This window comes from Pedobacter sp. G11 (genome assembly GCF_003860265.1).
GTDB lineage: Bacteria > Bacteroidota > Bacteroidia > Sphingobacteriales > Sphingobacteriaceae > Pedobacter > Pedobacter agri.
The window spans coordinates 2,116,191-2,141,496 of the sequence record NZ_CP034190.1; the positions used below are offsets into that span (position 1 = coordinate 2,116,191).

A 25,306-nucleotide genomic window follows, 5' to 3' on the forward strand; every position below is an offset into this window, starting at 1 on the left:
AATCCAAATTTCATGAGAAAACTTTTACAAAGTTTGTTCGTGTTGATGTTTATTGCATTTTCTGCACTAGCTCAAGACCGAACAGTGACAGGAACAGTCACATCTAGCGAGGACGGGCTTCCGCTGCCAGGCGTAACAGTTAAAATAACAGGACAAACAGGTGGAGCAATTACAAATGCTACGGGAGTTTTTACAGTTTCAGTAAATTCATCTGCCAAAGCCTTGGAATTTTCTGCCTTAGGCTTTGTTTCGCAAACTAGAATTTTAACTGCAGCGTCTACCTATAGTGTTGTATTAACAGCAAGTACAAACGAACTTAATGATGTTATTGTGGTAGCCTATGGAACAGTTAAAAAGGAAAGTTTTACTGGTGCTGCTTCAGTTGTTGAGTCAAAAAACTTTGCAGACCGACCTAATACATCTTTCCAAAAATCATTACAGGGAGCGGCTGCTGGTGTACAAGTAACCAGCGTATCGGGGCAACCTGGTGCTGCGACACAAGTGAGGGTTCGTGGTGTTGGGTCAATTTCTGCAGGTTCTACACCGTTGTACGTAATTGACGGAATCGCAGTAACGTCATCAGGTACAGATTTAACTTCGGTTGCTCAAACCGCTGATGTTTTATCGTCATTAAATCCGAATGATATCGAATCAGTAACCATATTAAAAGATGCTGCTGCTACTGCGGTTTATGGTTCTCGTGCTGCAAACGGGGTAGTATTAATTACAACCAAACAAGGTAAAGCTGGTCCTACAAAATTTAATGCAAGCGTAACAGGTGGTTATTCTTATCAAGCTGTAAAAAAGCACGAGGTATTAAATGCCCAAGAGTATTACAAACTGTATTTCGATAGTTATTATGCGCAAAGAATTGCAGCTGGTTTAACACCAGATGCAGCAGCTGTTGCAGCAAATACTTTGACAAGAACACGTTTATCAGTTAACCCATTCAATACACCAAATCCGTTTGTAGCTGGTGGTGCACTGGCTCCAGGTGCAGCTTTATTTTACGATACTGATTGGAGGGATGAAGTACTAAGAAGAGGACAAACAAAAGATGTGAATGTTTCTGCAAGTGGTGGTACAGAGAAGCTGAAATATTATGTTTCTGGCGGATATTTCGATCAAAAAGGCATTGTAATCGGGTCTGACTTTAAAAGATATTCCGGAAAATTCAATTTATCTAATCAGGTAAATGATTTCTTTTCATTTGGTATTAATAATACTTTGGCAAGTTCAACTCAGAACACACCTCCAGGAGCTGGTGGTGGTGCAAATCCGGTTCGTTTTGCCGATATTATTTCAAATATTTATTCATTATACGTAAGAGACGCAAATGGTAATCCGGTTCCTGATGCGAATGGTAATCCGACATATAGTTATGTAAATCCGGTTTCTCCAGATTTCAATCCGGTTGGATTAAATGAGTTGGATACTTACTTAACCAAAATTACCCGTATTACAACATCTCCATATGCTCAGGTAAAATTTCTTAATGGATTTACCGCCAGATCAACAGTAAGTTTAGATTATTCTGCAGTGAGGGAGAATCAGTTTTATAATTTGTTACATGGTAACGCTGTGGGGGTAAAAGGAAGAGGTTATCGTTATTCTAAGGAAGATATTACCACTACATTTATTAATACTTTAACATATAATAAAAGTATCGATAAACATAATTTCGACATTTTGTTAGGGCAGGAAGCGTATCGCAACAAATACGATCAAATTACGGCAATGGCAACTGGTTATGGTTTCGCAGGGCAAACTGAATTAGTTTCAGCATCGACGCCAGGAACTGCTTCATCATTTTATACTGAAGCAAGACTTGAATCTTATTTCTCCAGAGCTAATTATGACTACGATAACAAATATTATCTATCAGGTAGTTATAGAAGAGACGGTTTCTCGGCTTTTGGCCCAGACAAGAAATTTGGTAACTTCTGGTCAGTTGGTGGTGCATGGAGAATTAACAAAGAAAATTTTATGCAAAATGTAAAATTTGTTGATGACTTAAAGTTACGTGCAAGTTATGGTGTAACCGGTAATAATGATATTAGCCGTTATGCAGCTCAGGGACTATACTCACTTGCAAATGCTTATGAGGGGCTTGCAGGTATGTCATATACCCAGTTAGCCAATGATGAATTGGCATGGGAACGCTCTAAAGCATTGGAATTTGGTTTGGAGTTTGCTGTACTAGACCGCAGACTAAGTGGAGAAATTTCTTACTTCGAGAAAAAATCTGACGGACTACTATTCGCAAAGCCACTATCAAGAACAACTGGATTTAGTACGATCAACACCAATTTGGCAGAGATGAATAATACCGGTATTGAGCTTGCCTTAAACGCTACGCCAATTAGAACTGATAACTTTAAATGGAACATCGCTTTTAATATTACTAAAATTAAAAATAAGGTTATTTCATCCACTCAAGACGAGGTTGTTGATCCAAATGACGGAACCAAGCTTCTTAAAGTTGGACAAGATCGTTATCAATGGTATTTAAGAGAATATGCCGGAATTGATCAGGCAGATGGTAGGCCAATGTGGTATAGAGATGATGCAAGTGGCAATAAGGTAACTACAAAGGTGTATGCAGAAGCTAAACAATATACTGGTTTGGGTTCGGCCTTACCAAAATATTATGGTGGTTTCAATAACACATTATCGTATAAAGAATTTGATCTGAGCGTTTTCACTTACTTCTCTTTGGGTGGAAAAGTTTATGATGCTTTGTACGCAGCTTTAATGCATAATGGTATTTCTCCAGGTCAGCAGATGTCTAAAGATGTGCTAAATGCCTGGTCTCCAACAAATACAACTTCAACAACTCCAAGATTTTTGCCAGCATCTAATACAGATTTATCAAATAGTTCTTCCAGCAGATTTTTATATGATGGATCATACATGAGGGTTAAAAACATCACGCTGGGTTATACCTTGAAAAAAGAATGGGCAAGTAAAGTAAAGTTATCTACTGCCCGCTTATTTGTAATGGCTGAAAATCCATTTACATATGCTGCCCACAAAGGTTTTGATCCGGAAGCAACAATTGCAGGAACAAGTAACAATGATATTCCAAACATTAAAACCTTTTCAATTGGTTTAACAGCTGGTTTTTAATTTTAAGATAAGATATTATGAAAAAGATAAATAAAATAGGGATATATTCTTCACTCATTCTACTTGCAAGTTTATCTAGCTGTAAGAAAGATTTTTTGGAAGTAACGCCTACCCAGCAGATTAATGCAGCAGAAGCGTTTTCTTCCCCTGAAAAAATCGCAGCAGCTTTAACTGGCGTGTATGACGTTTCTACCAATCCTTCATATAAATACAACATGATTTTAAACAATGATGTTAAAGGTGGAGACATTTTGGTAGTAAGTGGTGCCGGCAATTATGGACGATTTATTAATGGGTATCAGTTTATTGAGAATCCAAGCTCTGTTGAGCCATCAGATTACTGGACACTAGGTTACAGAGTGATTGCAAATGCAAATCAGTTTGAAGCAAATTTACCTACTGCTCCTATTACAGATGCGCAGAAGAGCGCTTACTTCGCAGAAACCAGAGCCCTTAGAGCTGAAGCTTATTTCTGGCTTATTCAATGGTATGCTAAGCCATACACGCTTGATCCGGAAGCTTTAGGTGTACCATTAGTTCTAGCGCCATTAGGTCCGAACGGAACTTTATCTCCGAGAGCTAAAGTAAAAGAAGTTTACGCCCAAATTCTTTCCGATTTTTTGTTTGCTGAAGCGAACATTCCTGCAACAAAAACAAGTGTTTACAGGATGACTAAAGGGGCGATTCAAGGCTTTCTTGCTCGTGTATATTTAACAATGGGTGATTATCCAAACGCAAGTAAATACGCAAAACTTGCGAGAGTTGGAAAACCGCTTGGTACTGGAGCATCATTGCTTACTGGTTTTATCAACCCGTCATCAGAATGGATTTATGCTTTAAATTCGAGAACGGATGACAACTCAGGTTTCTTAACCGTAAACTCTTTCTACGATCCTTTTGATATTGGATATTCGAGTTTCAGGGCTGCTGATAACTTCTTCAATTCCTTTGCATCAAATGACATTCGTTTGCAGCAATTCAGAGTGAATGGTGTTATCGGTGCCAGAAGAGGTCAGGAGGGTTTCTTAATTAATAAATTTGATTTTAACACTACGCCAGCACAAAATCAGGTAATTATCAGATCATCTGAAATGTATTTAATTGAAGCTGAAGCTGAGGCAAGACAAGGTGTGGCAAATGAAGCTGCAGCTAAAACTGCTTTATTGGCTATTCAGCAAAGAGCAGGTGTGGCAACAGTTCCATCAGCAAATACGGGCCAGGCGCTCATTAACGAAATTATGGCTGAACGTGGAAAAGAGCTTTATGGTGAAGGATTTAAATTCTTCGATTTATTAAGGACCAAAACGCCGGTAGTTAGAACAGCTGGAAATGGACATTGGGCAATTGTAAGTTTCCAACCTGGAGATAATAAATTGGTTCTTCCATTACCTCAAACAGAACTTAATGCTAACCCTGTATTAAAGCCTCAGCAAAATCCAGGCTATAGCAACTAGTATTTCTCTGCTAATTTATTCATGGGCTATCTCATTTGAGATAGCCCTTTTTTGTTTCTAAAACTACCAAAATCAATTTGATCCATCATTCATTAAAACTTCGTTCAATCGGTATTAGGCAGCTTCTACATCTGTTAAAAAATGTAAAAACTTTCAACCTCGAGGCAATAAAACCGTATTATTGTAGTATTACGTACATAATTCATGATGAATAAAATACACCATAAAATAATTTTTATCATTACTTTAATTTTGCTTAGTGCTAACGCATTTGCACAAAGTAAGAATATACAATTGCCTGCCAATTGGTATAATCTGGATTTGACTGAAAACGGTTATTTCGGCATCAGCACCGAAAAAGCTTATCGTGAATTATTAAATGATAAGAAACCCAAAGAAAATATTATTGTAGCTGTGATTGATGGTGGTGTTGATATCAACCATCCCGATTTACAAAATGTGTTGTGGACGAATAAAAAGGAAATTCCAAACAATGGTATTGATGATGATGGGAATGGCTATATCGATGATATTCATGGCTGGAACTTTATTGGGTCAAAAAAAGGAAATCTTGAATTCGATAATCTGGAATTAATACGGTTATATAGAATCTATCATCCAAAATATCAATCAACTACCAACCTTACGCCGCTGGATAGTGCACAAAAAGAAGAATATCGTATCTATCAAAAAATTGTTGGCGATTTTGGAAAGAAGTATGAAGATGCCAGTAAAACTTTTCCCGTATTAATGGCCATTAATAAAGTTATTGATTCTGTTGCTCGGGTAAATAATAAGCCAATGCCAACGCTTGAGGATATAGATAGATATAAAGCCGATAATGAAGAGGAAGAATATGTGAAAACGATTATCAGGAAGGGCTCAAAGGAAGATGGAGGTTTCGAGAAGTTTTATAAAAGTATCAAGGATGGATACAAACAGTATGATGCCATGCTGAAGTACAATTTAAATCCGAAGTATGATATGCGGGCAGAACTTGTGGGCGACGATTATTCCAACTCAAATCAACGCAACTACGGTAACAGCGATGTGAAAGGGCCAGATGCATTTCATGGCAGCCATGTTTCCGGAATTATTGGTGCTGATCGTAAAAATGGAATAGGTATTATGGGTGTGGCTAACCATGTCAGTATTATGGCCATTAGAGTAGTACCTACGGGTGATGAGCGTGATAAAGATGTCGCCAATGGTATCCGCTACGCAGTAGATAATGGTGCAAAAGTGATTAATATGAGCTTTGGCAAAGGTTACAAGTGGGATAAAAAAGTTGTGGATGAAGCCGTGAAATATGCGGAAAGTAAAGGCGTTCTTTTGGTGCATGCAGCAGGAAATGATAATCAAAATAATGATCTTGAAGAGAATTATCCTAACAAGTATTTCCAAAGTAAAGAGGCGGAAGATTATAAAAAAGCAAATAGTAAGCCTAGCCGGCCAGATTTTATTCCACCACCCAGAAACAATCAGAATAATGGTATGGGGATGAGGCCGACAGTAGGTCGTTCGCCTCTGATCAAGCCAATCCCGTTAGATTCTGCAAAATTTAAGCTTCCTCATGCCAGAAACTGGATTGAGGTAGGGGCAAGTGCTTACAAAGATGATGATAACTTAAAAGCAAGCTTCTCGAATTATGGAAAATATAATGTTGATGTTTTTGCGCCCGGGTTTTTGATTAATTCTACTGTTCCTGATGGGAAGTATGAAGAAGCCGATGGTACCAGTATGGCTGCACCTGTAGTTTCAGGTTTGGCAGCATTAATTTTAAGTTACTATCCTCATTTAACTCCTGTTCAAGTACGGGAAATTATCATGAAATCTGTTTCAAAGGTTACACATAAAATAAAATACAAAAACGAAAAAGGCGAAAATGTACGCGTAATGTTCAACGAAATATGTGTAAGTGGCGGCGTGGTTAATGCCTATAACGCATTAAAACTAGCTGAAAGTTACAAATAACTTTTACTGGCTAGCCAATCAATACTTGTGAAGTGCTGGTGTTTAGTGATTAATCGTTTTGATAAATTGCTGAAAAGTACCAAAAGGATAGTTTTTTGATTTCAGCCAATGAATAAATTTATCCATCCTTTGCACCATTTGATTTCCTGTATTTTTGCGAACATAGGCAGGAAATCCAAACCTTTCGAAATCATTTAAATCGGTAAACTCCCAGGGGTGAAAATATATGTTTAGATAATGGTCTTTTTTATAAGTCCAGCGGGCTAAGGCTTTGTAAATACTTAACGGGAGATTATGAAATGATAGCCAAAATAGCGGAAACCTCACGACTGGACTTACAGAAGCTGGAATTTGCAATACATTTTGTTTCGTAAAAAATGTTCTGGATATATGGAAATTGTTGTATCGACCAGGAAGATAGGTTGGATTGATAGATGTGTTGTAAGTATAACCAGCTTTTTCTATTTCCTTTTCATCTACGGGCATCATCCGAGCCATGCGGTAACCTGTAATCTCTTTACCTGAAAGTTCTTCAAGCTTTATCTTGGATTGCAATAAATGCTCCGGCTTGAAATCGGAATGGTAATAACCATGCGAAGCCAGTTCGTGACCGCTTTCCGTAATCCGCCTAATTAAATCAGGAATGTTTTCAGCAAAAGTTACGGTACAGAAAAATGTCGCTTTAACCTGGTGTTTATCCAATAAATCTAAAATGGCAATTGTACCCGTTCTCGAAATCGAAATCTGATCCGCAAATGAGATATCCCGGTTGTATTCAAAAGGCATGTCAAACTCTTCAATATCAAAACTTAAAAGCACCATTATTTTTGAGGGATATTTGTTGAACGGATAATGTAATTTGGACGATTTTTGGTTTGCATAAACATTTTACCTACATATATGCCAATGATGCCTAAAATGATTAGTTGCAAACCTCCGAAGAAAACAATAGTCATAATAACAGATGCCCAACCCGACACCTCAACATTATTTGCAAAGGCATAGATAATGTATGGAATATACAAAACTGATGCGAATGACAGTATAAAGCCTAGGTAAACTGCCGAATACAGGGGTTTAATGCTAAAAGAAGTAACGCCATGTAGCGCTAATCTGAACATTTTCTTCAGGGTGTATTTGCTTTTTCCAGAAAAACGTGCTGCTGGATTATACCTAATGGCATATTGTTTAAAGCCAAGCCATTTCACCAGCCCCCTCAAAAAAGGTTCATTCTCCTGAAAGTTTCTAAATACGTTCACCACTTTTTGGTCTAAAAGACGGAAATCGGCTGCACCCGGCTCCAGATCAATGTCTGATAACCAGTTGAGTGTTTTATAGAACAGGCTTGATGAACTTCGTTTTCCCTTTGATAAGCTTTTATCTTCTTCGCGAATGGTGTAAACCACCTCAAAACCTTCTTCCCATTTTTTAAGCATATCTGGAATCAACTCCGGGGGATGCTGCATATCGCAATCCATTGAAATAACACAATCGCCAAATGCATGATCCATACCTGCCTTAACTGCTAGCTGGTGGCCGAAATTTTTACTAAACTCCAGGAAAAAGATATTTTCTGCCGTAGATGAATACTCTTTTATTTTCTCCAATGTATGGTCAGCGCTTCCATCATCCACAAGAATAATTTCATAATGATAAGCTATGGAAGAGAAAACTTTTTTAATACTTTCAGCAATCACGAAAATATTATCAGCCTCGTTGTAAGCTGGTATTACGATGGAAACTAACTTTTTCATTTATCGGCAATCAAATAAGATTCAAAATCTTCTTTCAGCATTTGGTAAACTATCGTAAGCCAAATGATCACGCAAGGTAGGGCTTTGAGCGAATATAGACGAATAAATTCTTTTACACTTCTGGGGAAAATATCAGTTGGCGACAAGCTGGTTAAAATGAAAGCAAACACGAACAGCGAAATTATCCATTTGCTTTTTGGCTTCTGTTGAATAATAAACCATATGGCCACACCTGCAAAAGCGATGATATAAGTTGGAGATTCGGAACCGCTGCTAAAAATTACAGTAAATATTAGTGTCGATGCCAATAGCATCAGCTGAAAAGCTAAATGCTTATACTGATTGATTCTTAAATAAGGCAGACCAAACAGAACAAGACCACCCAACAAAAAGGGTGTGTTTGAAAGTTCAACATTTCCGCTTATTCTTCTGGCCATTCCCATTATAGAGATATCCTGAAAAGATGTTAAAGATGCGTTTGTAGCATTTTTATGAACCAAGGAATTGAACCAATCTGCATAGGATTGCAGGATGAAGGCAGGTGAGGATAACGCCATCGGTAACACAAACAAAATACTAAAGGCAACCAGGCCAGCAATAATAAACTTAACCTTGTTTTTCGAAAAAAAGAAAAATGCCAGGCCTACGATACCGTATAATTTAATTAGTGTGCCAATTGCAATAAAAAAGGCCGATTGAATTTCCTTCCTTTTAATGAGGTAAGAAAAACTGAGGATGATGAGGCCGGTTAGTGCGATATTAAACTGAAAACTGAAAAGGGCTGTTAACGTTTCATGTGCGCAAATCCACGCAACGATGGTTTGTTTTTTTCTGGCGATTGGTAAACTATAAATGCCCCAGAGCAATATGGAAACGATGCTTATATTCCATAAGAACATGCCTAAACCATCAGGCAATAGGGCAAAAGGCGCAATAAATATAGAAAATGCCGGGCCGTAGTGGTTACTATCTCCATATTCTGGATAGTTATTAAATAAGTTCTGCAAATCTACCGTATGCCAGTAAACATATTTAAAGATGAGGTAATTGTTGTAAGAATGATTATGGTATTGTTTAAAACTTGCAGCAATGGCCAGGATCAGGTAAACTCCAATAATGCATTCTTTTTTTAATAAAAAGTTAAACGCTTTATGAAACTTGGGATGTTGTAATATTGCCATTTTGATTAGTGCTGCAATATAAGCATTTTTTAAGAATAGCTCATTGAGCACTTAGAGAGCTGTATTATGTTTCCTTTTCCTTATCCGTTCTATAGATGGTTCACTTGTCATCTGTCACCAAGTTCTATTGAAGCAAAATTTTAAACCTAAAAACGTTATTAAGTTGAATTATATTAAATAAACTTTAATTTAACTTAAATATAATTTAAAAATATTTCTTTTTAATTATTTAATATTTAATTTCGTTTCATAACCAAGTATAATTTACACATCGCATAGCGATGGGTGCATATTAATCATTCAATAACTGTATCGTATAGTTTTACTTCAAGTAATTATAAATCACGGATTGATAAAATTTAAATACCATCCCGACATTCTAAACCAGACAATATGAGAATTAACTTTACAAAAGGTAATTTAAGAAGAAGTATAGGGTTTCTACTCTTTATGGGCTGCTTTCTTACAATTACTGCACAAGCTCAAACGGTAGTCGTTGGAGTAGTAAATGATGCCCAGGGTAGTCCTATCCCCGGGGCAAGTATCAAAAGTAAAATAGGCAACAAAACCTCTGTTACCAGTTTAGATGGAAAATATTCTGTTAGTGTAGCTGAAAATGATTCGTTAACCTTTTCATTTATCGGCTTTAAGTCGCTTACGTTGGCCGTTGGCAAGAGAAAAATAATTGATGTTAAACTGATAAGTGATGACCAACGCCTAAATGAGGTAGTTGTGGTGGGGTACGGAACGCAGAAGAAAGTAAATCTCACCGGTGCGGTATCAGTAGTTTCATCGAAAGATTTAAACATGAGACCAGTTGGACAAGCATCTGCAGCGTTACAGGGTTTAGCACCGGGGGTAACCGTTACGCAGGCGTCAGGTCGCCCGGGCGGCGATGCCGGAACGATCAGAATTCGTGGAATCGGAACTTTGAATGATGCTAACCCTTTGGTTTTAATTGATAATGTTGAAGGATCATTAAACAGCATCGATCCCAGTTTAATTGAATCTGTTTCAGTGTTAAAAGATGCAGCGTCTGCATCAATTTATGGTTCACGGGCGGCCAACGGCGTTATTTTGGTGACCACAAAACGGGCCAATGCGAATAGCCTTTCTGTTTCTTATAACAACTATGTAGGTTTTCAGGAGCTAACCCGGTTGCCGGATATGGTAAATGCGGTTGACCATATGGAGCTCACTAATTTAGCCAATGTGAATGCCGGTGCCTCGCCAACCTTTAGTCAGGCGATGATTGACAATACCCGGAATGGCACCAATCCGGATCTGTATCCAAATACCAATTGGCAAAAAGAAGTGTTAACCGGATCAGGTTTTATGCAGAATCATTTTATAACAGTAAATGGTGGTGGTGAAAAAGTTAAATTCCTTGCCTCATTGGGTTATTTCGATCAGGCTGGTTTGTTGGAAGTATCCAGATTTAAAAGGATTACCCTCCGTAATAATGCTGATATTAAGTTTTCTGACAAGCTGAACCTAACTATAGATTTGCAGCTTTTGAGCCGGGTAACCAAAGAGCCAGGTCGAGGCAGTAGCTCGGTGTTTAATCAAATGAACAGAATTGCACCCATTTTTGCCGGCATATTCTCCAATGGAAGTTATGGCGAAGGTTCAAATGGAAATAACCCTATTGCTTACAGCCGCCCCGAGGGTGGATTGGCTAAAACCTCCAATCCTGGGGCAAGTCTTAATTCAACCCTAACTTATAAACCCTTCAGGTGGCTTCAAGCCGATGTAACCATTGCACCCCGATATGATCAGGTTGATGACAATACTTTTGTTACGGCCATTAAAACTTATCGAGCCGATGGAAATCTGGCTTTTACCCAACCGGCATTGGCTACTTTAGATGTATCAAACAGTCGGGCTCTTTATAACAACATGAGGGCTACACTTACCGGAAATATATCTGTGGCAAAACATTCCTTTAAATTATTGGCTGGTGCTTCACGAGAAGATTATACATCTGATGTACTCTCCGCATCGAGGAATACCTTTATATTTCCAGCCTATCCGGTATTGTCTACAGGAGCATCTGCAACACAACAAAACACTGGAACAAGGATGGAATGGGCATTACAATCTTTCTTCGGAAGGTTCAATTATAATTATGATGAACGTTATTTATTAGAACTGAACGGAAGATATGACGGCTCTTCCCGCTTTGCGGATGGTAAAAAATATGGCTTTTTTCCCTCGGTGTCTGCAGGATGGCGCTTATCTGAAGAACAGTTTTTCGAACCATTAAAAAATACGATCTCCCAACTAAAAATCAGGGCATCATGGGGTAAGTTAGGCAATCAAAATATTGGCACTTATCCAGCCATTTCATCCATCCAACTTGGCTCTTACTCGTTTGCGAACCAGATTTATACTGTAGGGGCATTAAACGATGGTGCCAATCAGCTGATTACCTGGGAAAGTACGGAAATGAAAGACATTGGTTTCGACTTAACAGCTTTTAAAAACTTCGACGTTTCATTCGATTATTATGATCGTGTAACAGATAATATCTTATTGCGATTAGATGTTCCATTGATTTACGGAAAAACTGCACCCTTTCAAAATGCAGGTGTAGTGCGGAACAGGGGATGGGAAACGGGCATCTCTTATCGAAATAAAATCAAAGATTTTAACTACTCCATCGGAATCAATGTATCAGATGTAAAAAATAAAATCATCGACTTAAAAGGGGTAAGCCAAACTACGATAACGGTAAGCAACGAAGGTTCGGCTATTAATTCGTTGTTTGGATATGAATCGCTTGGTTATTTTCAGTCTGATGCAGAAGTTACAGGCAGTGCGAGGCAAATTGGAAACGTGAAGGCCGGTGATATTAAATACAAAGATCAGAATGGTGATGGCGTAATTGATAATAACGACCGGGTAATCATTGGGAGTACTATTCCACGATATACATATAGTGCAAACATTAACCTTTCTTACAAGGGTTTTGATTTGGGAATTTTTCTGCAAGGGGTAGGAAAAGCAGACGGATACCTGTATGAACAATCTGTAATGCCATTTTTTAATGGTGGTACCGTTCAGGAAATGCACAAAGATTATTGGACACCGCAAAATCCTAACGCAAGTTTTCCACGCCTGGCTTTCGGTGAAACCAATAATCAGCAAACCTCGAGTTTTTGGCTGAAAGATGCTTCTTATCTCCGCTTAAAAAACCTTCAGTTAGGGTATCGATTGCCATCGGCTGCTATTGCTAAAATTGGTTTAAAAGGTTTAAGGATTTATGCAAATGCAAGCAATTTATTTACTGTAGACAAATTTTGGGATGGATATGATGTGGAGGCGCCGGTTGGAACAGGAAATACCTATCCACAAGTTAGGGTTTATAATTTTGGTTTAGATGTTAATTTTTAACGAAATGAAAATAAAAATATTTACAGCCATGGTGCTGTTACTCTCGCTGTCATTTTCTGCCTGTCAGAAAGATTATCTCGAAAAATCTCCTTTTAACCCGTCGTCGGAATCATTTTATTCCAATCAGGATGAGTTATTGATTGGTTTGTTGGGCTGTTATCAGCAACTGAATTACTCCGAACAAAATTATGGAAATGGAAATTTAAGGGTTCCATGGCAGGTTTTTATTGATGCGGCTACCGATATCTGCTGGGATAGAACAAATGGTGATTTACAAAACATTGGCAAAGGAAGTATAGATGCAAACAATCGCGTGGCACTTGTGCTTTATCGTGAAGGTTATAAAGGTATTGCCCGCTGTAATTTTTTACTCGATAATGTAAAAAAATTAGAAGGCACCATTCCGGCGGCACTTTACAACCAAAGTATAGCCGAAGCCCGATTTATCCGTGCCTTACATTACAGTTATTTGCTTACTTTTTTTGGTGGGGTTCCTTTGGTTAAAACTGATGTAGCAATAGATCAGCTCCAGATTCCGAAAAGTACCAAGCAAGAAGTAGCAGATTTTATACTTAGTGAGCTCGATGCTGCTGCCGTAAACCTTCCACTAAATCAGGCGGTATTAAATGATGGCCGGGCAACAAAAGGAGCGGCGCTAGCCATTAAAGCCAGAGTTGCTTTGTATAATGAAAGATGGGATGTTGCCGCACAAGCTGCAAAAGCGGTGATGGATTTAGGAAAATATACGCTTCACAATAATTATGGCGAACTTTTTAAATACGCAGGTGAATCATCCAGAGAAATTATTCTGGCTTTGCAGTTTGCCAAAACAATCAACACCCATACTACCCCTCAATATTTGCTTCCACGTTTACCTGGCGGAGTTTGCGATAAGGTTCCTTTTCAAAGTTTTATCGATTCATACGAGTGCACCGATGGACTTCCTATAGATAAATCACCTCTTTATAATCCACAAAGACCATATTTAAATCGCGATCCCAGATTGAGTTTTACCTGTGGAGTTCCCGGGAACATCATATTCGGTTATCAGTTCGAAACCCACAAAGACAGTTTACAGATTTGGAATTATAATGTCACTCCTGCGGTACGCATTGCAAATACGGAAGCTACCCATGCTTTCGCAACCTTTACCGGTTATGTTTATAAAAAATATACCGATGAAATTGATCGCAATGACAGGCAGAATTCTGAATTGAATATTATTTTGGTCCGCTATGCAGAGGTGTTACTCACGTATGCAGAAGCTAAAATTGAGGCGAATCAAATTGATCAGACGGTTTACGACGCCATAAATCTGGTGAGAAGAAGAGCAGTTTTAATGCCAGCCATCACCAGTGGCAAAACACAAGCCGAATTAAGATCAATTGTGCGCAAAGAACGTAAGTACGAATTTGCTTTGGAGGGTTTGCGATTAGCTGATATCCGCAGGTGGAGAATAGCGGAACAAGTATTGGTTGGTCCGGCATACGGGCGTATCCCAAAAGGATTGCTTTCCAATGCGCCAATTATTGATGCCAATGGAACTCCCAATTATAGTAATGTAACCAATCGTGCAGATATGCGTGTAATTGAAACGAAATTATTTAACAAGGACAGAGATTATTTATTGCCGTTTCCAACTATAGAAATTCAAACCAATAAAGCTTTGGTACAAAACCCGGGCTACTAATTCATTTATTAAGTCAGCAAAGCGGATAAAATGCTGCTTTGTTGATTTAAAATGTTCCTTGTTTAATGCAATGCAAGCCACAGCTAATTTGATACTTTAGAAGAAAGCATTAGTTTTTTCTGTAACCACTTCCGGACTGGCTCATCATACCATTTTAATGAGAAATGCGCAAGAATAATGGCGCTTACTAAAATCAATAATGCATACGGCAATGCCTGTAAAATGGTTATTTCCTTTTTATTGCTAATCCAGGCTACGTAAAAATAAACTATCGGATAATGTACGAGGTAAAGCGGATAAGATAAATTACCTAAAAACTTGCAAATTTTTTGTTCTCGCTGACCTTGGATCACGCCGCTGGCACCGAGATAGACGATTAACGGAAAGATAATGATCACACAAACCGATTCATAAATTCCATTCATCCAAAGATGCTGCGCTCCGCCTATGCGGGGCATATACAGTACGATTGCAATTAAAAGGCTGCACCACAAAAAAGCATTTTTAATTCGGGTTGGTTTGGCTATCCGCGAAAGTAACAGCCCGGCAAAAAAAGGGAACATGGTTCGGGTTAAACCTATGCGAACTTGCTCTACATTAAGTGTCCAACCACCACTAAGATCTCCGTTTGTAATGGCCAGGTGTGCCAAAGCTACGGCTGCAATCAATACTAAAATTGTCAAGGCTGTTTTAGAAAATTTTCTGATCCAGACTGCATAAAGAATGTTCGCGATGTATTCAAAAAATAGTGACCATCCTACACTATTCAAAGGATGCATTTCTTGCCAGCCACGGATATCCATCGACAAGGGTATTGGCAGTATGGTATAACCAATTAACATCACCAGCAACATTTTCCATATTGGAACGGTGTGGATGAGCGGCCATATCGTAGAGTCTGTAAAATAAAATCCAATAGCACCGAGCGTCATTCCTAAAACAACCATAGGTTGAAGGCGTATGATCCGGCGTTTGAAAAAATTAGCAACACTCATTTTATTCCACCTGTCATCGTAGGCATAACCCATCACAAAACCAGATAATAGGAAGAAAAAATCAACAGCCAGATAACCATGATTAACAACAATATCTAAATGACCAGTTCCTAAAGGCTCTGCCAAATGGAACGTAACAACAATTATCGCGGCAACGCCACGGAGTCCATCCAGGATAGGGTAGTGAGGTTTGGTAGCCAGTGAGGGATTTAAATCAGGTTTCATTGATAACCGCAAAATGTGAAAAAATAGCTGACATTTTTTTATCAGACTGAATTTTTACAGTGGCGATTAGTGGATGGTAATGGTATTTTTAAAATGATCGGCCGCTTGAGATTTAATCTGTATATTAGTTGAGAAGGAAGGTTTGAAAACAAAAAAAGCCCATCGAAAGATGAACTTTTAACCAGTAGCGGAGCTTCAACACGTTATAACTGCTATGAGCATTTTGAGGCAGTAATAAATTTCGCTAGGGCAATGATTAATGAAATAAGGGGCATACAGGAAAAAGAAATTACTGTAAGTTTTCCTTAATATCAGTTTGATCGCAAGATATAGTAAGAGGTGAGACTGAGCTACCTAACATATACAAAGCTAACTCGATCCTTTATATTAAAGGAATGAAAGAAGATTTATTATAAGGGATGGAGATTGTTTGTTCTTAACCGATTTGAGTTCAATTTGCAAGCTGATTGAATTAACAAGATCCAAAAAAAGCAGATCTCGTTAATTTTTTATATTAGCCTCCAAGTTCACCAAGTATGCGTTTTGTGATAGCAACATGCTCTTTAAACACGGCAAGCGACAAGGTAGCCAAATGCCTGCCCTGATTTTCTGCAGCTCCTGCCAACTTTCCCTTGCTGATATAACTCGCAGCGAGATCACGCAGGAATTCGTGATTTTCCAGTTGTGCGGAAATATATGCTTTATCAAATTCGGGTCCCGCTGGTGTATTCTTGATTTTTGCAAGTGTGGCTTTAGCTTTTGCATCCATCGGTGGAACTGGAGTGCCCAGGTCTTTTAAAACACCGGTAACGGCAATGGCCTCCGTAAGCTCAAAGCCGGCAAATTCCTTTGTATTTTTATTGCTTGCCTTACTGGCAGCAATCTGGCTTGTAGCCAATGAAAGCTCGGCAGGGCCGATAACGCCCATTCTAAAAGCTTTTTCGTTCGATGCGTTTGGATCTCCGTTCCACTCAGCTTCTGAGGCATTTGCTTCGTTGACACTAAATAGTGATGCCGCAAGAGATAGTCCTGTTCCCATTGCAATTGTTCCGGTGATCGACTTTTTTACAAAGTCTCTGCGGCCTGATTGTTCGTTTTCCATTTTAGTTATTTTTAATGGTAGAACATAGCCGATGTTCACTTGTTTTGGGTAGTTCAAACTACCGCACTTCCAATAGCTCTTATTAAAAATATTGGCCTTATTAATCTATAACATTCTAAAAAACAGATATATCCCGAAATGGGCGGCAAATTATACTAAAACCTGCACTAAGGTTTATGATTAAACGCTGAATGGTAAAAAATCAATTGTACAGACGTTACAGCGTACGCTGATTAAATTACAAACCAGAGCCGCAAGGCGAAGCTATTGGTTTTACGTCAGTCGGAAAGGCTTATCAATCCTGCTTTTCGACATGTTCCGCAGGGCATGTCGAAATAAGTATAAATCAGGATTTTAATCCTGAACTAAAATAAAAAATATTTTTGAAGAATAAATTAACCAGCGTAAACAAAAAAAGCCCATCTTTCGATGAGCTTTTGATCAGTAGCGGGGAGCAGGATCGAACTGCCGACCTCAGGGTTATGAATCCTGCGCTCTAACCATCTGAGCTACCCCGCCGGATAAAAATATTTGCTTATATTATCAAATATTTAGGTGGTTATTTTTTGGAGTTGCAAATATAGAATAAATTACCTTTCTTTAGAAAAATAAAATAAAAAAAATACTTCCGGAGTTATTCTGGTAATGAATTAACATGGCAGAAAAGAAAAAATTTACGCTTGAGTACGAGGTTAAATCGTCACCACGAATTTTGTATAGCTTTATAAGTGAGCCAAATGGCTTATCGCAGTGGTTTGCCGATGATGTAAATTTCCGCGATCAGGTTTATACCTTCACCTGGGATGATGAACAGCTAAAAGCTAAACTCGTTTCTATAAAAGAGAATAAATTAGTGAAATTTAAATGGCTCGATGACGAACCGCAGTGCTACTTCGAAATGGAAATTGTACAAGACGAATTAACTAACGACGTTGCGCTTTCCATAACAGATTTTACTACAGATGACCTTCTTGCTGAGAAAAAATTAATTTGGGATAACCAAATTGACTATTTGATTAGCGTTTTAGGTGCCTAGTTTAGCTTCGTATTGCTTACCTTTGTAAGGTGAAAAAAATACATCTTCTTCTCATAAAAGCATTCATAAAGCCTTTTCTTGCCACATTTTTTGTGGTAATGTTTATTCTTTTGATGTTTTTTCTTTTTAAGTGGATTGATGATTTAATTGGGAAAGGTTTCGAATGGTATACCATATTGGAATTGATGGCTTATGCCTCTGCCGCGAATGTTTCCATGGCACTACCATTATCTGTGCTGCTTTCTTCTATTATGACTTTCGGAACACTCGGCGAAAATTACGAGCTGGTGGCGATCAAGTCTGCAGGAATTTCACTGCAAAAAGCCATGCGGCCGTTGTTCGTGGTGATCATCATGTTAACCATTGGCTCTTTTTTATTTTCCAACTACATGCTTCCTAAAGCAAACCTGAAATTCAGTTCCTTGCTTTATGATGTTCGAAATAAAAAACTGGCTTTCCTTATCAAACCCGGCGTTTTTAATAATAGTATTCCCAATTATTCTATCCGTGTAGATGCAAAAGATGAAGACGGAACTTTGCATAACATCATGATCTACGATCATAAAGGCACAAACGGCGTTCCCAAAGTGATTATGGCCAAGCAGGGGCAGATGAATAAAACGGCCGACGGTAAATTTCTATTGTTGAATTTAAAAGATGGTGTGCAGTATGAGGAGCAGCCAAGCAGCAGTGGTGCCTATAATCCTCGCCAGGTTTTCAACCGAAGCAGATTTAAAGAAACAGAGCCACGTTTTGATCTTTCTTCTTTTGAAATGAACAGGACAGACCCCAATGCCTTTGGCAACAGTACGCCTATGCTTAATTTAAAAGGAATTACAAAAAAAGGTGATTCATTGGGCAAGTTGTTAGATACATTAAACATGAGCACCGACCGGGTTGTAGCTAATAACTTCAAACAATTTAATGTTACAAAAGGCTATTCAAAAGTAAAAATGGCGCCAAAGCAAATCGGCGAAGCCACGTTGAACTCGATCCCGGGAGGTTTTAAAAAACTTGCTTTAGACAATGCATCAAACACTGTTTCCGGTATTATGCAGAATTTAGCCAATACAGGTCCCCGGCATGATGATTTGGTGGGCGAGATTATTTTCACCAGAATTGAATATCAGCGAAAATTTACGCTTGCAGCTTCATGCATCTTATTGTTTTTTATTGGTGCGCCCTTAGGTGCCATCATTAGAAAAGGTGGTATGGGTTTGCCCGTAGTAATTGCGATATCATTCTTCTTGGTGTATCATATCATTACTACGGTAGCTGAAAAATCGGCAAGAGAGGGCAACTTAAATCCAATATTTGCGATGTGGATTGCTGTGATTGTTCTATCTCCTTTAGCCGTATTTTTAACCTATAAAGCTACCGTTGATTCGGCCTTATTTGATGTTAATTATTACAAGCAGGTTTTCAATAAATTACTTCGGATAAAACAAAAACAAGCCTGATCTATCATTTACTTCCAGATGATATTTTGTTCATCATATTGCTCATTTAGGTTGTACCTTTGTGCTAGCAAATTTTTGAAACAACGGAATCGAGAAGTTTCGAAAATGCTCATTACATATATGCTTTTATACAAATGCAAACAAAATTAAATACCATAGAAGAGGCAATAGCTGACATTAAAGCTGGTAAGGTGATCATCGTTGTAGATGATGAAAATAGAGAAAACGAAGGTGATTTCTTAACAGCGGCAGAAAATGCCACGCCAGAAGTGATTAACTTTATGGCTACCTATGGGCGTGGTTTGATTTGTGCACCACTTACTGAAGAGCGTTGTAAGGAATTAAAACTGGATTTAATGGTTGGCAAAAATACAGCTGCCTATGAAACTAATTTTACAGTCTCGGTAGATTTAGTTGGCCATGGTTGCACCACTGGGATTTCTGCAAGCGACCGTTCTAAAACGATGTTGGCTTTGGTAAATCCTAAAACCGATCCTGAAGAACTGGGCAGACCAGGACATATTTTTCCTCTAATCGCTAAAGATGGCGGTGTAATTCGCCGTGCAGGTCATACAGAGGCTGCTGTTGATTTAGCTCGCCTGGCAGGAATGAAACCTGCAGGTTTATTGGTTGAAATCTTAAAAGAAGATGGCGAAATGGCCAGACTCCCGGATTTATTAAAAATAGCCGAACAGCACCAGCTGAAAATTATTTCAATTGAAGATTTAATTGCATATCGTTTAAATATTGATAGTTTAATTAAAAAAGAAGTCACTATTGATTTGCCAACCGCCTTTGGCGATTTTAAAATGACTGCTTACACGCAGTTGGATAATAATGCCACTCATTTGGCTATTTCAAAAGGAGAGTGGGGAAACGATGAACCGATCCTTGCACGCGTACACAGCTCTTGTGTTACGGGTGATATTTTCGGTTCATGTAGATGCGATTGCGGCCCTCAGTTGCATAAAGCGCTGGAAATGATTCAAAAAGAAGGCAAAGGAATTGTTGTTTACATGAATCAGGAGGGTAGAGGTATTGGACTGATTAATAAACTTCGCTCTTATAATTTACAGGATGCCGGTTTTGATACCGTTGAAGCGAATATTAAGTTAGGTTTCAAAGGCGATGAACGTGATTATGGTGTTGGTGCGCAAATTTTAAGATCAGAGGGCGTAACTAAAATGCGCTTGATGACTAACAACCCTACAAAAAGGGCTGGTCTTATTGGTTATGGGTTAGAAGCTGTAGAAAATATTCCAATCGAAATTGAAAGTAATGTGCACAATGAGCGCTACTTAAAAACTAAAAGAGATAAAATGGGTCATTCCATTATGAAAGGATAGTTTAGTTCAGTTGGCAATTTTCAATTAAATGAATTTGCCAACTAACAAATTCAATTTGTCTGTTGTTAACTGGCAGCTCAAAAAGCTCAACTCAAATCTACCTTCTTGGGTTTCCTTTACTTTGATTGATAATCGCTTCTTTACTGATCGATTTATTTGTTTTAACAGGATTTCCTTCTTGTTTTCTTTTCAAATTCCTGCGATAAGCCCCGGTAATCTTTTGAAGAAATTCTTTAAAGGTATCAAACTGCTGTGTGTAAACCATTCCGAATGAGGTTACATTTCTATTTTGGTCTATACCTGGATTGGCGAATATACTTTGAATAGTAGGCGGCTTATTTGCTACCTTGCCCAATAAGCTTCCATCTTTTTTAATCAAGAATAACCCTTCAACCTCACCACCGACATTACTCCTGTTAAAATCGATGATGGTAAAATCATTCAAACTGTTCCGGTCAACAATACCGGCGTTGATAATTAAACGATCGTTAAACAGTTTTACCGATGCACTTGCTTCACTTAATGAACGAACGTTCAGATCTACAAAGTTTAAGTTTAGTGATGATAAAACATTGTTGAATTGATTAAAAACCAACTCAGTTGCAGTACTTGTTGCTGTTGAACTCAATTGATTACCGATTGATTCACCTCCATTACCAGGGGCAAAACTTCTTCTGATAATTAAACTAAATGCCTGTAAATTCAGATTATTTTGGTCACTAAGATAGGTTTGGAGCTCTTCTTTAATGGCCGGCTGAGCAGGGAAAAATATATCCAGTTTGATATCTGGCTGCAACAACAGTCCTGTTAAGCCCATTTCTACTTCCGTGTTTACCCTTTGGTTGGCATTACTGCTCGCATCTCTGTTGGCTGCCTTAAACAACTCGTTCAGATTTGCCCTTAACGCATATACTGCTTTCAAATTAATCTGCGCTGCGGTAGGGTTCCCTGTCCAGCGTATAGTTCCACCTTGTCTGATCTCAAATTTCTTATTGATTACTTCCTGAGCAGTAAAATCGAAACTTCCGGTCTCAATAATATAGTCGCCAGACATTTCAAAATCGCCAAGACTATTGATGTTTAAATTCAGTTCAGCGTTTCCCTTTCCGCTTAAATTACCTAAAGTAGTATAAATGTTGGCCGTAGTGTTCGGATCAATTGTTAATTTAAATGTCAAGGTTAAACCATCAAAATTGGTAGTTTTCTTTACTACTTTGCTCGAATCGCGGCTAATAAAGTTAATAAAGTCTTTATCAGAAACAGTTTCTGAACTATTTAACGGAAGATTGAAGACAGTACCTTTTTCGGTTTTGGCCTTAATATCAATCTTCATCTTACTCGTTGGGCCACTGAATTTGAAAACACCAGTGCCGTAGGCTTTTCCAAAATACACCGAATTATCTTTTGAAGTTGTATTTAGAGCCATAAAGCTATTTGCGGTTACTGTCACATCCAGCGTTGGGTCATCAAGGTTATTCAAGTCAACACTTCCCACCGCAACAGCCTGATGGCCTTCCAAATCGTTTAATTCTAAATCATCCAGATCGATTACGCTATTGGCTACCTTCACTTCATCCGTAATCACATAGGTAGTTTTAAGATAATTAACCATTAGTTCCCCTTTGTTAAAGGATATATTTCCATCGATCTGGGGTTTATCCAATTTTCCCTTTACTGTGAGGTCAGCTGAAATATCACCCTTTAAATTTGAAACAAGCTGTTTTACAAATGGCTCCAGAATAGTGAGTTTGCTATCCTTCATTTTCACATTCAAATCAATTAGCTTCTCTTTCAAATCAAGGTTACCTGTTAACTTAAAGGTTTCCGAATTTTCTGTTGTAATTCTGGTGAAAACATTAATCTTACTAGATTCATTGTTGAATGATGAGGTATCTGTTAGCGTTCCGATATAGATGTCATTGAAAGTGAGCGAATCGATTTTTAGATCATCATTAACCTTTGGTGCTTTTAAAATGCCATATAAATTGGTCATTCCATTTACATTACCGCTAAGTTTCACCCCAAAACCTTTAGTAAACGGATTAAGCGTTTTAAGGTTAAAATCTTTGAAGCCAACAACCAGCAAATCCTTTTGGTCTTCAGAAATCAATCCATCGATAGTCATTTGCTGTTCACCATTGGTTAAATCGAAGTTACTGATTAGTGTTTTGCCATTATTTAAGGCAATACGGACTTTTTCCTGTATGCGCCATTCTTCGCTGTTAATTTTTAGAATGGATGGCAATACACTCAATCGGGCAATAGTATCTTCATTTTTTGTAAATTCTACCAATCCGTTTAAATCCAGTTGATTGGCTTCATCTGAGTTCGACATCTTCACGTTGAAAGCAAGACTGTCGTTGCGGAGAATATTGGAAATGTTAACATCCTTAATAAAAAGGCTATCGTTTAGCTGTACGCGATCTGACGTAACAATAAGTTGCAGCTGTTCTTTCGTAGTGTTTTCATCAAGAATAATATTATTAATGACAACTCCATTGTATTTTAAGGTTTTGACATAGCCATTTAATGTGGCGGTATTATTTCTCGAATCAAAATCTCCAATCAATGTTGCACCTTCTGCCATTTCCAAGCCAGGCGAAATAAACTGTGCCAATGGCTCAAATTTCTTCACCCGCAGGTTAAACTTAAATATTTGATTTTTGTATTTAATGATGTTTGCCCGGAGTGAGGGTACATAAGTTTTAGCGATAGCTTTGTAGTAAGAAACAATTGAATTTAGATCATATTCCCCGCGTATACTTGCGTCTAGAATATCTGATTTAATGTCCAACACGCGGTCTACTCCGGTTCCCTGGGCCATTAATTGTACCGAATCCACATTGTATATACCTTTTGGATTTTGCAACCTGATCTCCTGAATAAGCAATTGACCTTCAATGTTATTTAAGTTCGTGCCAGAAAAATTGGTGCTAAACTTTGCATCTACCAGTAAGGAATCATTAAGCAGTTTAAGCGCTTTCAATCTTGCTTTCGTAATGGTCGCATTGAAATTGAAAACCGGAAGTTTTGGATTTAAGTTAACGCCGCCATCAAATATCAATTTCACATTTTTATCATTGATGCTGAGTTTTCCATCGAAGTTTTTCTTCTCGAACGTGCCGTCAATTTTAACATTGCGATATCTGTATCCATTAAAATCAATGTAAGCTACGTCGCCATTGAGTTTTTCAGTTAAATCTTTTAATTCAGTTCCTCGTCCTTTCACATATAATGAGGAAGAAATCCGTCCGAGAGATTTTTCATCCAACAAATTTCCGATGTTAAAATCAAAGGTTTTGACGTTTCCGGTATAAGAAGGAACATCATTTTTATCAATTTTCATGTTTACATCCGAAACAATTCTTCCCAGTTTGGTTTTAAATTCACCATAGGCAATAAAATCGTTTTGAAAACCTGTAAAGTTTCCATTAAAATTGATGTTTCCGAATTTGTTTACGATGGATGGAATAATTGCTTTTTTACTTCCTGTAAAACCGGCGAGCACTTCATCCAAATCTTTTTTATTGGTGCCGGCCATTTCAATCTTCAAATCCATAAAGGTTTCTTTCCATTTTGGAAGCCCTTTTATGATGAAGTCGCCTTTAATATGTGTTGCTTTTCCTGAGCGAATAGAGAGTTTCTTTGCCCGAAGATTATTTACTAAGCCAGTAATCTGTCCGTCTACATCAAGCTCAATTTTCATACTATTAAGCTCCGGCGCAAAGAATGCCACGTCTTTTGATGATAAATGACTCTCCTTAAAAATCGCTTTCATCCTCACGCTATCCACATAATGATTAAAATCCCTGTAGGTTTTAAACTTCATTTGGTAATAATCAGTCAGGCGGCTATGATCAGTAACAAGCAGAAGCTTTTTGAGTTCAATGGCGTTACTGTCAATTGTTGTTTCTGCAGTCAGATTTTTTAAGTAAAATCCACTTTTTTCTCTTAAAGTTAAATTCTTGATATTGGTTTTAACCAAATGATTTTTGGTATCCAAGCCATCAAAAATTCCACTAAGTTCTTTTACATCAACATTATCAAAATTTACATTCTTACCCTGAACGGTATCTTTCGCTGCATAATTTTTATACCTAAAGGCAAATTTGTTTAAGATCACCCTTCCTATTGTAACATCGAAAGGTTTGCTATCCGGTTTCTTTACAGTAGGTTTACCAGAATCAAAGTAGTTAATGATGAAATCGAGGTTAGAAGACTTATCTTTGAAATCCTTTAGGAAAAACTGGCCGTTATTAATTTGGACGGTATTGATATTAATTATTTTTTTATCAATTGATAGCTGATTAATATCTACCATAAATTGCGGAGTACTCAATAAAGTGTCCTTTTGAAGGTCGAGCACTAGCAAATCTTCCAATACGATGGATTTGAAAGGTTTGATGTAAAGACTTTTAATGGATATGGTAGTTTTAAGCTCTTTAGACAAATATGCTGCAGCTTTTTGGGCAACATAAGTTTGAACAGGCTTAAACTGTAGTGAGAAAATAATAAGCGCCAGCAGCAAAATTATTGATGCAATTACCCAAAGGAGTATTTTAAA

At 37.9% G+C, this 25,306-nt stretch carries 14 protein-coding genes and 1 tRNA gene; 8 read left to right on the forward strand and 7 right to left on the reverse strand.

Features of this window, described 5'->3' with window-relative positions; translation table 11 throughout:
* Positions 1 to 12: 12 nt before the first annotated feature.
* From EA772_RS09280 to EA772_RS09290, 3 genes are all read left to right on the forward strand, one after another.
* Positions 13 to 3,129, forward strand: a complete 3,117-nt coding sequence (locus EA772_RS09280; RefSeq protein WP_124912668.1) for a TonB-dependent receptor — start codon at positions 13 to 15, stop codon at positions 3,127 to 3,129.
* 17 nt (positions 3,130 to 3,146) lie between these two features.
* Positions 3,147 to 4,583: a RagB/SusD family nutrient uptake outer membrane protein gene (locus EA772_RS09285; protein ID WP_010602898.1), complete on the forward strand. Its 1,437-nt coding sequence runs from the start codon at positions 3,147 to 3,149 to the stop codon at positions 4,581 to 4,583.
* Positions 4,584 to 4,787: 204 nt separating this feature from the next.
* Complete coding sequence (locus EA772_RS09290) at positions 4,788 to 6,557, forward strand: S8 family peptidase (RefSeq protein ID WP_124912670.1); 1,770 nt, start codon at positions 4,788 to 4,790, stop codon at positions 6,555 to 6,557.
* A gap of 42 nt (positions 6,558 to 6,599) precedes the next feature.
* Here EA772_RS09290 and EA772_RS09295 read toward each other — a convergent pair whose 3' ends face one another.
* Genes EA772_RS09295 through EA772_RS09305 form a run of 3 tightly spaced genes read right to left on the reverse strand, consistent with a single transcriptional unit; the run spans position 6,600 to position 9,492 of the window.
* A complete protein-coding gene (locus EA772_RS09295) occupies positions 6,600 to 7,379 on the reverse strand; it encodes a polysaccharide deacetylase family protein (RefSeq protein ID WP_124912672.1) in 780 nt (259 codons plus the stop codon).
* Positions 7,379 to 8,311 carry a glycosyltransferase family 2 protein gene (locus tag EA772_RS09300; protein WP_010602901.1) on the reverse strand — a complete coding sequence of 311 codons (933 nt, stop codon included), beginning with the start codon at positions 8,309 to 8,311 and terminating at the stop codon, positions 7,379 to 7,381. The genes EA772_RS09295 and EA772_RS09300 overlap by 1 nt, the downstream gene beginning before the upstream one ends.
* Entirely contained in the window at positions 8,308 to 9,492 is a 1,185-nt protein-coding gene (locus EA772_RS09305) for a glycosyltransferase family 87 protein (protein WP_168187508.1), read from the reverse strand. Before EA772_RS09305 ends, EA772_RS09300 begins: the two co-directional genes overlap by 4 nt.
* Positions 9,493 to 9,885: 393 nt before the next feature.
* On the opposite strand from EA772_RS09305, the gene EA772_RS09310 reads away from it, so the two are divergent.
* Together EA772_RS09310 and EA772_RS09315 are read left to right on the forward strand one after the other, a co-directional pair.
* Positions 9,886 to 12,888 (forward strand): TonB-dependent receptor, encoded by a 3,003-nt coding sequence (locus EA772_RS09310; RefSeq protein ID WP_124912676.1) that lies wholly within the window; start codon positions 9,886 to 9,888, stop codon positions 12,886 to 12,888.
* A 4-nt stretch (positions 12,889 to 12,892) separates the two neighbouring features.
* Positions 12,893 to 14,578, forward strand: a complete 1,686-nt coding sequence (locus EA772_RS09315; protein ID WP_168187509.1) for a RagB/SusD family nutrient uptake outer membrane protein — start codon at positions 12,893 to 12,895, stop codon at positions 14,576 to 14,578.
* A gap of 83 nt (positions 14,579 to 14,661) precedes the next feature.
* Here EA772_RS09315 and EA772_RS09320 read toward each other — a convergent pair whose 3' ends face one another.
* The 3 genes from EA772_RS09320 to EA772_RS09330 form a co-directional block, all read right to left on the reverse strand.
* Positions 14,662 to 15,798, reverse strand: coding sequence for an acyltransferase (locus EA772_RS09320; RefSeq protein WP_124912680.1), 1,137 nt, complete (start codon positions 15,796 to 15,798; stop codon positions 14,662 to 14,664).
* A 514-nt stretch (positions 15,799 to 16,312) separates the two neighbouring features.
* A complete protein-coding gene (locus EA772_RS09325) occupies positions 16,313 to 16,900 on the reverse strand; it encodes a DUF4142 domain-containing protein (protein ID WP_010600324.1) in 588 nt (195 codons plus the stop codon).
* 445 nt (positions 16,901 to 17,345) lie between these two features.
* A tRNA-Met gene (locus EA772_RS09330) sits at positions 17,346 to 17,419 on the reverse strand.
* A 136-nt stretch (positions 17,420 to 17,555) separates the two neighbouring features.
* Here EA772_RS09330 and EA772_RS09335 point away from each other — a divergent pair.
* The 3 genes from EA772_RS09335 (at position 17,556) to EA772_RS09345 (ending at position 20,742) form a co-directional block, all read left to right on the forward strand.
* Complete coding sequence (locus tag EA772_RS09335; protein WP_010600323.1) at positions 17,556 to 17,936, forward strand: START-like domain-containing protein; 381 nt, start codon at positions 17,556 to 17,558, stop codon at positions 17,934 to 17,936.
* 29 nt (positions 17,937 to 17,965) lie between these two features.
* Positions 17,966 to 19,396 (forward strand): LptF/LptG family permease, encoded by a 1,431-nt coding sequence (locus tag EA772_RS09340; protein WP_168187510.1) that lies wholly within the window; start codon positions 17,966 to 17,968, stop codon positions 19,394 to 19,396.
* A 134-nt stretch (positions 19,397 to 19,530) separates the two neighbouring features.
* A complete protein-coding gene (locus EA772_RS09345; protein WP_010600321.1) occupies positions 19,531 to 20,742 on the forward strand; it encodes a bifunctional 3,4-dihydroxy-2-butanone-4-phosphate synthase/GTP cyclohydrolase II in 1,212 nt (403 codons plus the stop codon).
* A gap of 97 nt (positions 20,743 to 20,839) precedes the next feature.
* Here the strand turns inward: EA772_RS09345 and EA772_RS09350 are convergent, their stop codons facing one another.
* On the reverse strand, positions 20,840 to 25,270 hold the full coding sequence (locus EA772_RS09350; RefSeq protein WP_124912682.1) for a translocation/assembly module TamB domain-containing protein: 4,431 nt from the start codon (positions 25,268 to 25,270) through the stop codon (positions 20,840 to 20,842).
* Between the last annotated feature and the right edge of the window lie 36 nt (positions 25,271 to 25,306).

Bases quoted from the DNA above. Each gene is read 5' to 3' on its own strand.
- EA772_RS09335 (WP_010600323.1), top strand. From the start codon at position 17,556: ATGGCAGAAAAGAAAAAATTTACGCTTGAGTACGAGGTTAAATCGTCA.
- EA772_RS09325 (WP_010600324.1), bottom strand. From the start codon at position 16,900: ATGGAAAACGAACAATCAGGCCGCAGAGACTTTGTAAAAAAGTCGATC.
- EA772_RS09300 (WP_010602901.1), bottom strand. From the start codon at position 8,311: ATGAAAAAGTTAGTTTCCATCGTAATACCAGCTTACAACGAGGCTGAT.
- EA772_RS09285 (WP_010602898.1), top strand. From the start codon at position 3,147: ATGAAAAAGATAAATAAAATAGGGATATATTCTTCACTCATTCTACTT.
- EA772_RS09280 (WP_124912668.1), top strand. From the start codon at position 13: ATGAGAAAACTTTTACAAAGTTTGTTCGTGTTGATGTTTATTGCATTT.
- EA772_RS09305 (WP_168187508.1), bottom strand. From the start codon at position 9,492: ATGGCAATATTACAACATCCCAAGTTTCATAAAGCGTTTAACTTTTTA.
- EA772_RS09310 (WP_124912676.1), top strand. From the start codon at position 9,886: ATGAGAATTAACTTTACAAAAGGTAATTTAAGAAGAAGTATAGGGTTT.
- EA772_RS09295 (WP_124912672.1), bottom strand. From the start codon at position 7,379: ATGGTGCTTTTAAGTTTTGATATTGAAGAGTTTGACATGCCTTTTGAA.
- EA772_RS09345 (WP_010600321.1), top strand. From the start codon at position 19,531: ATGCAAACAAAATTAAATACCATAGAAGAGGCAATAGCTGACATTAAA.
- EA772_RS09320 (WP_124912680.1), bottom strand. From the start codon at position 15,798: ATGAAACCTGATTTAAATCCCTCACTGGCTACCAAACCTCACTACCCT.
- EA772_RS09315 (WP_168187509.1), top strand. From the start codon at position 12,893: ATGAAAATAAAAATATTTACAGCCATGGTGCTGTTACTCTCGCTGTCA.
- EA772_RS09290 (WP_124912670.1), top strand. From the start codon at position 4,788: ATGATGAATAAAATACACCATAAAATAATTTTTATCATTACTTTAATT.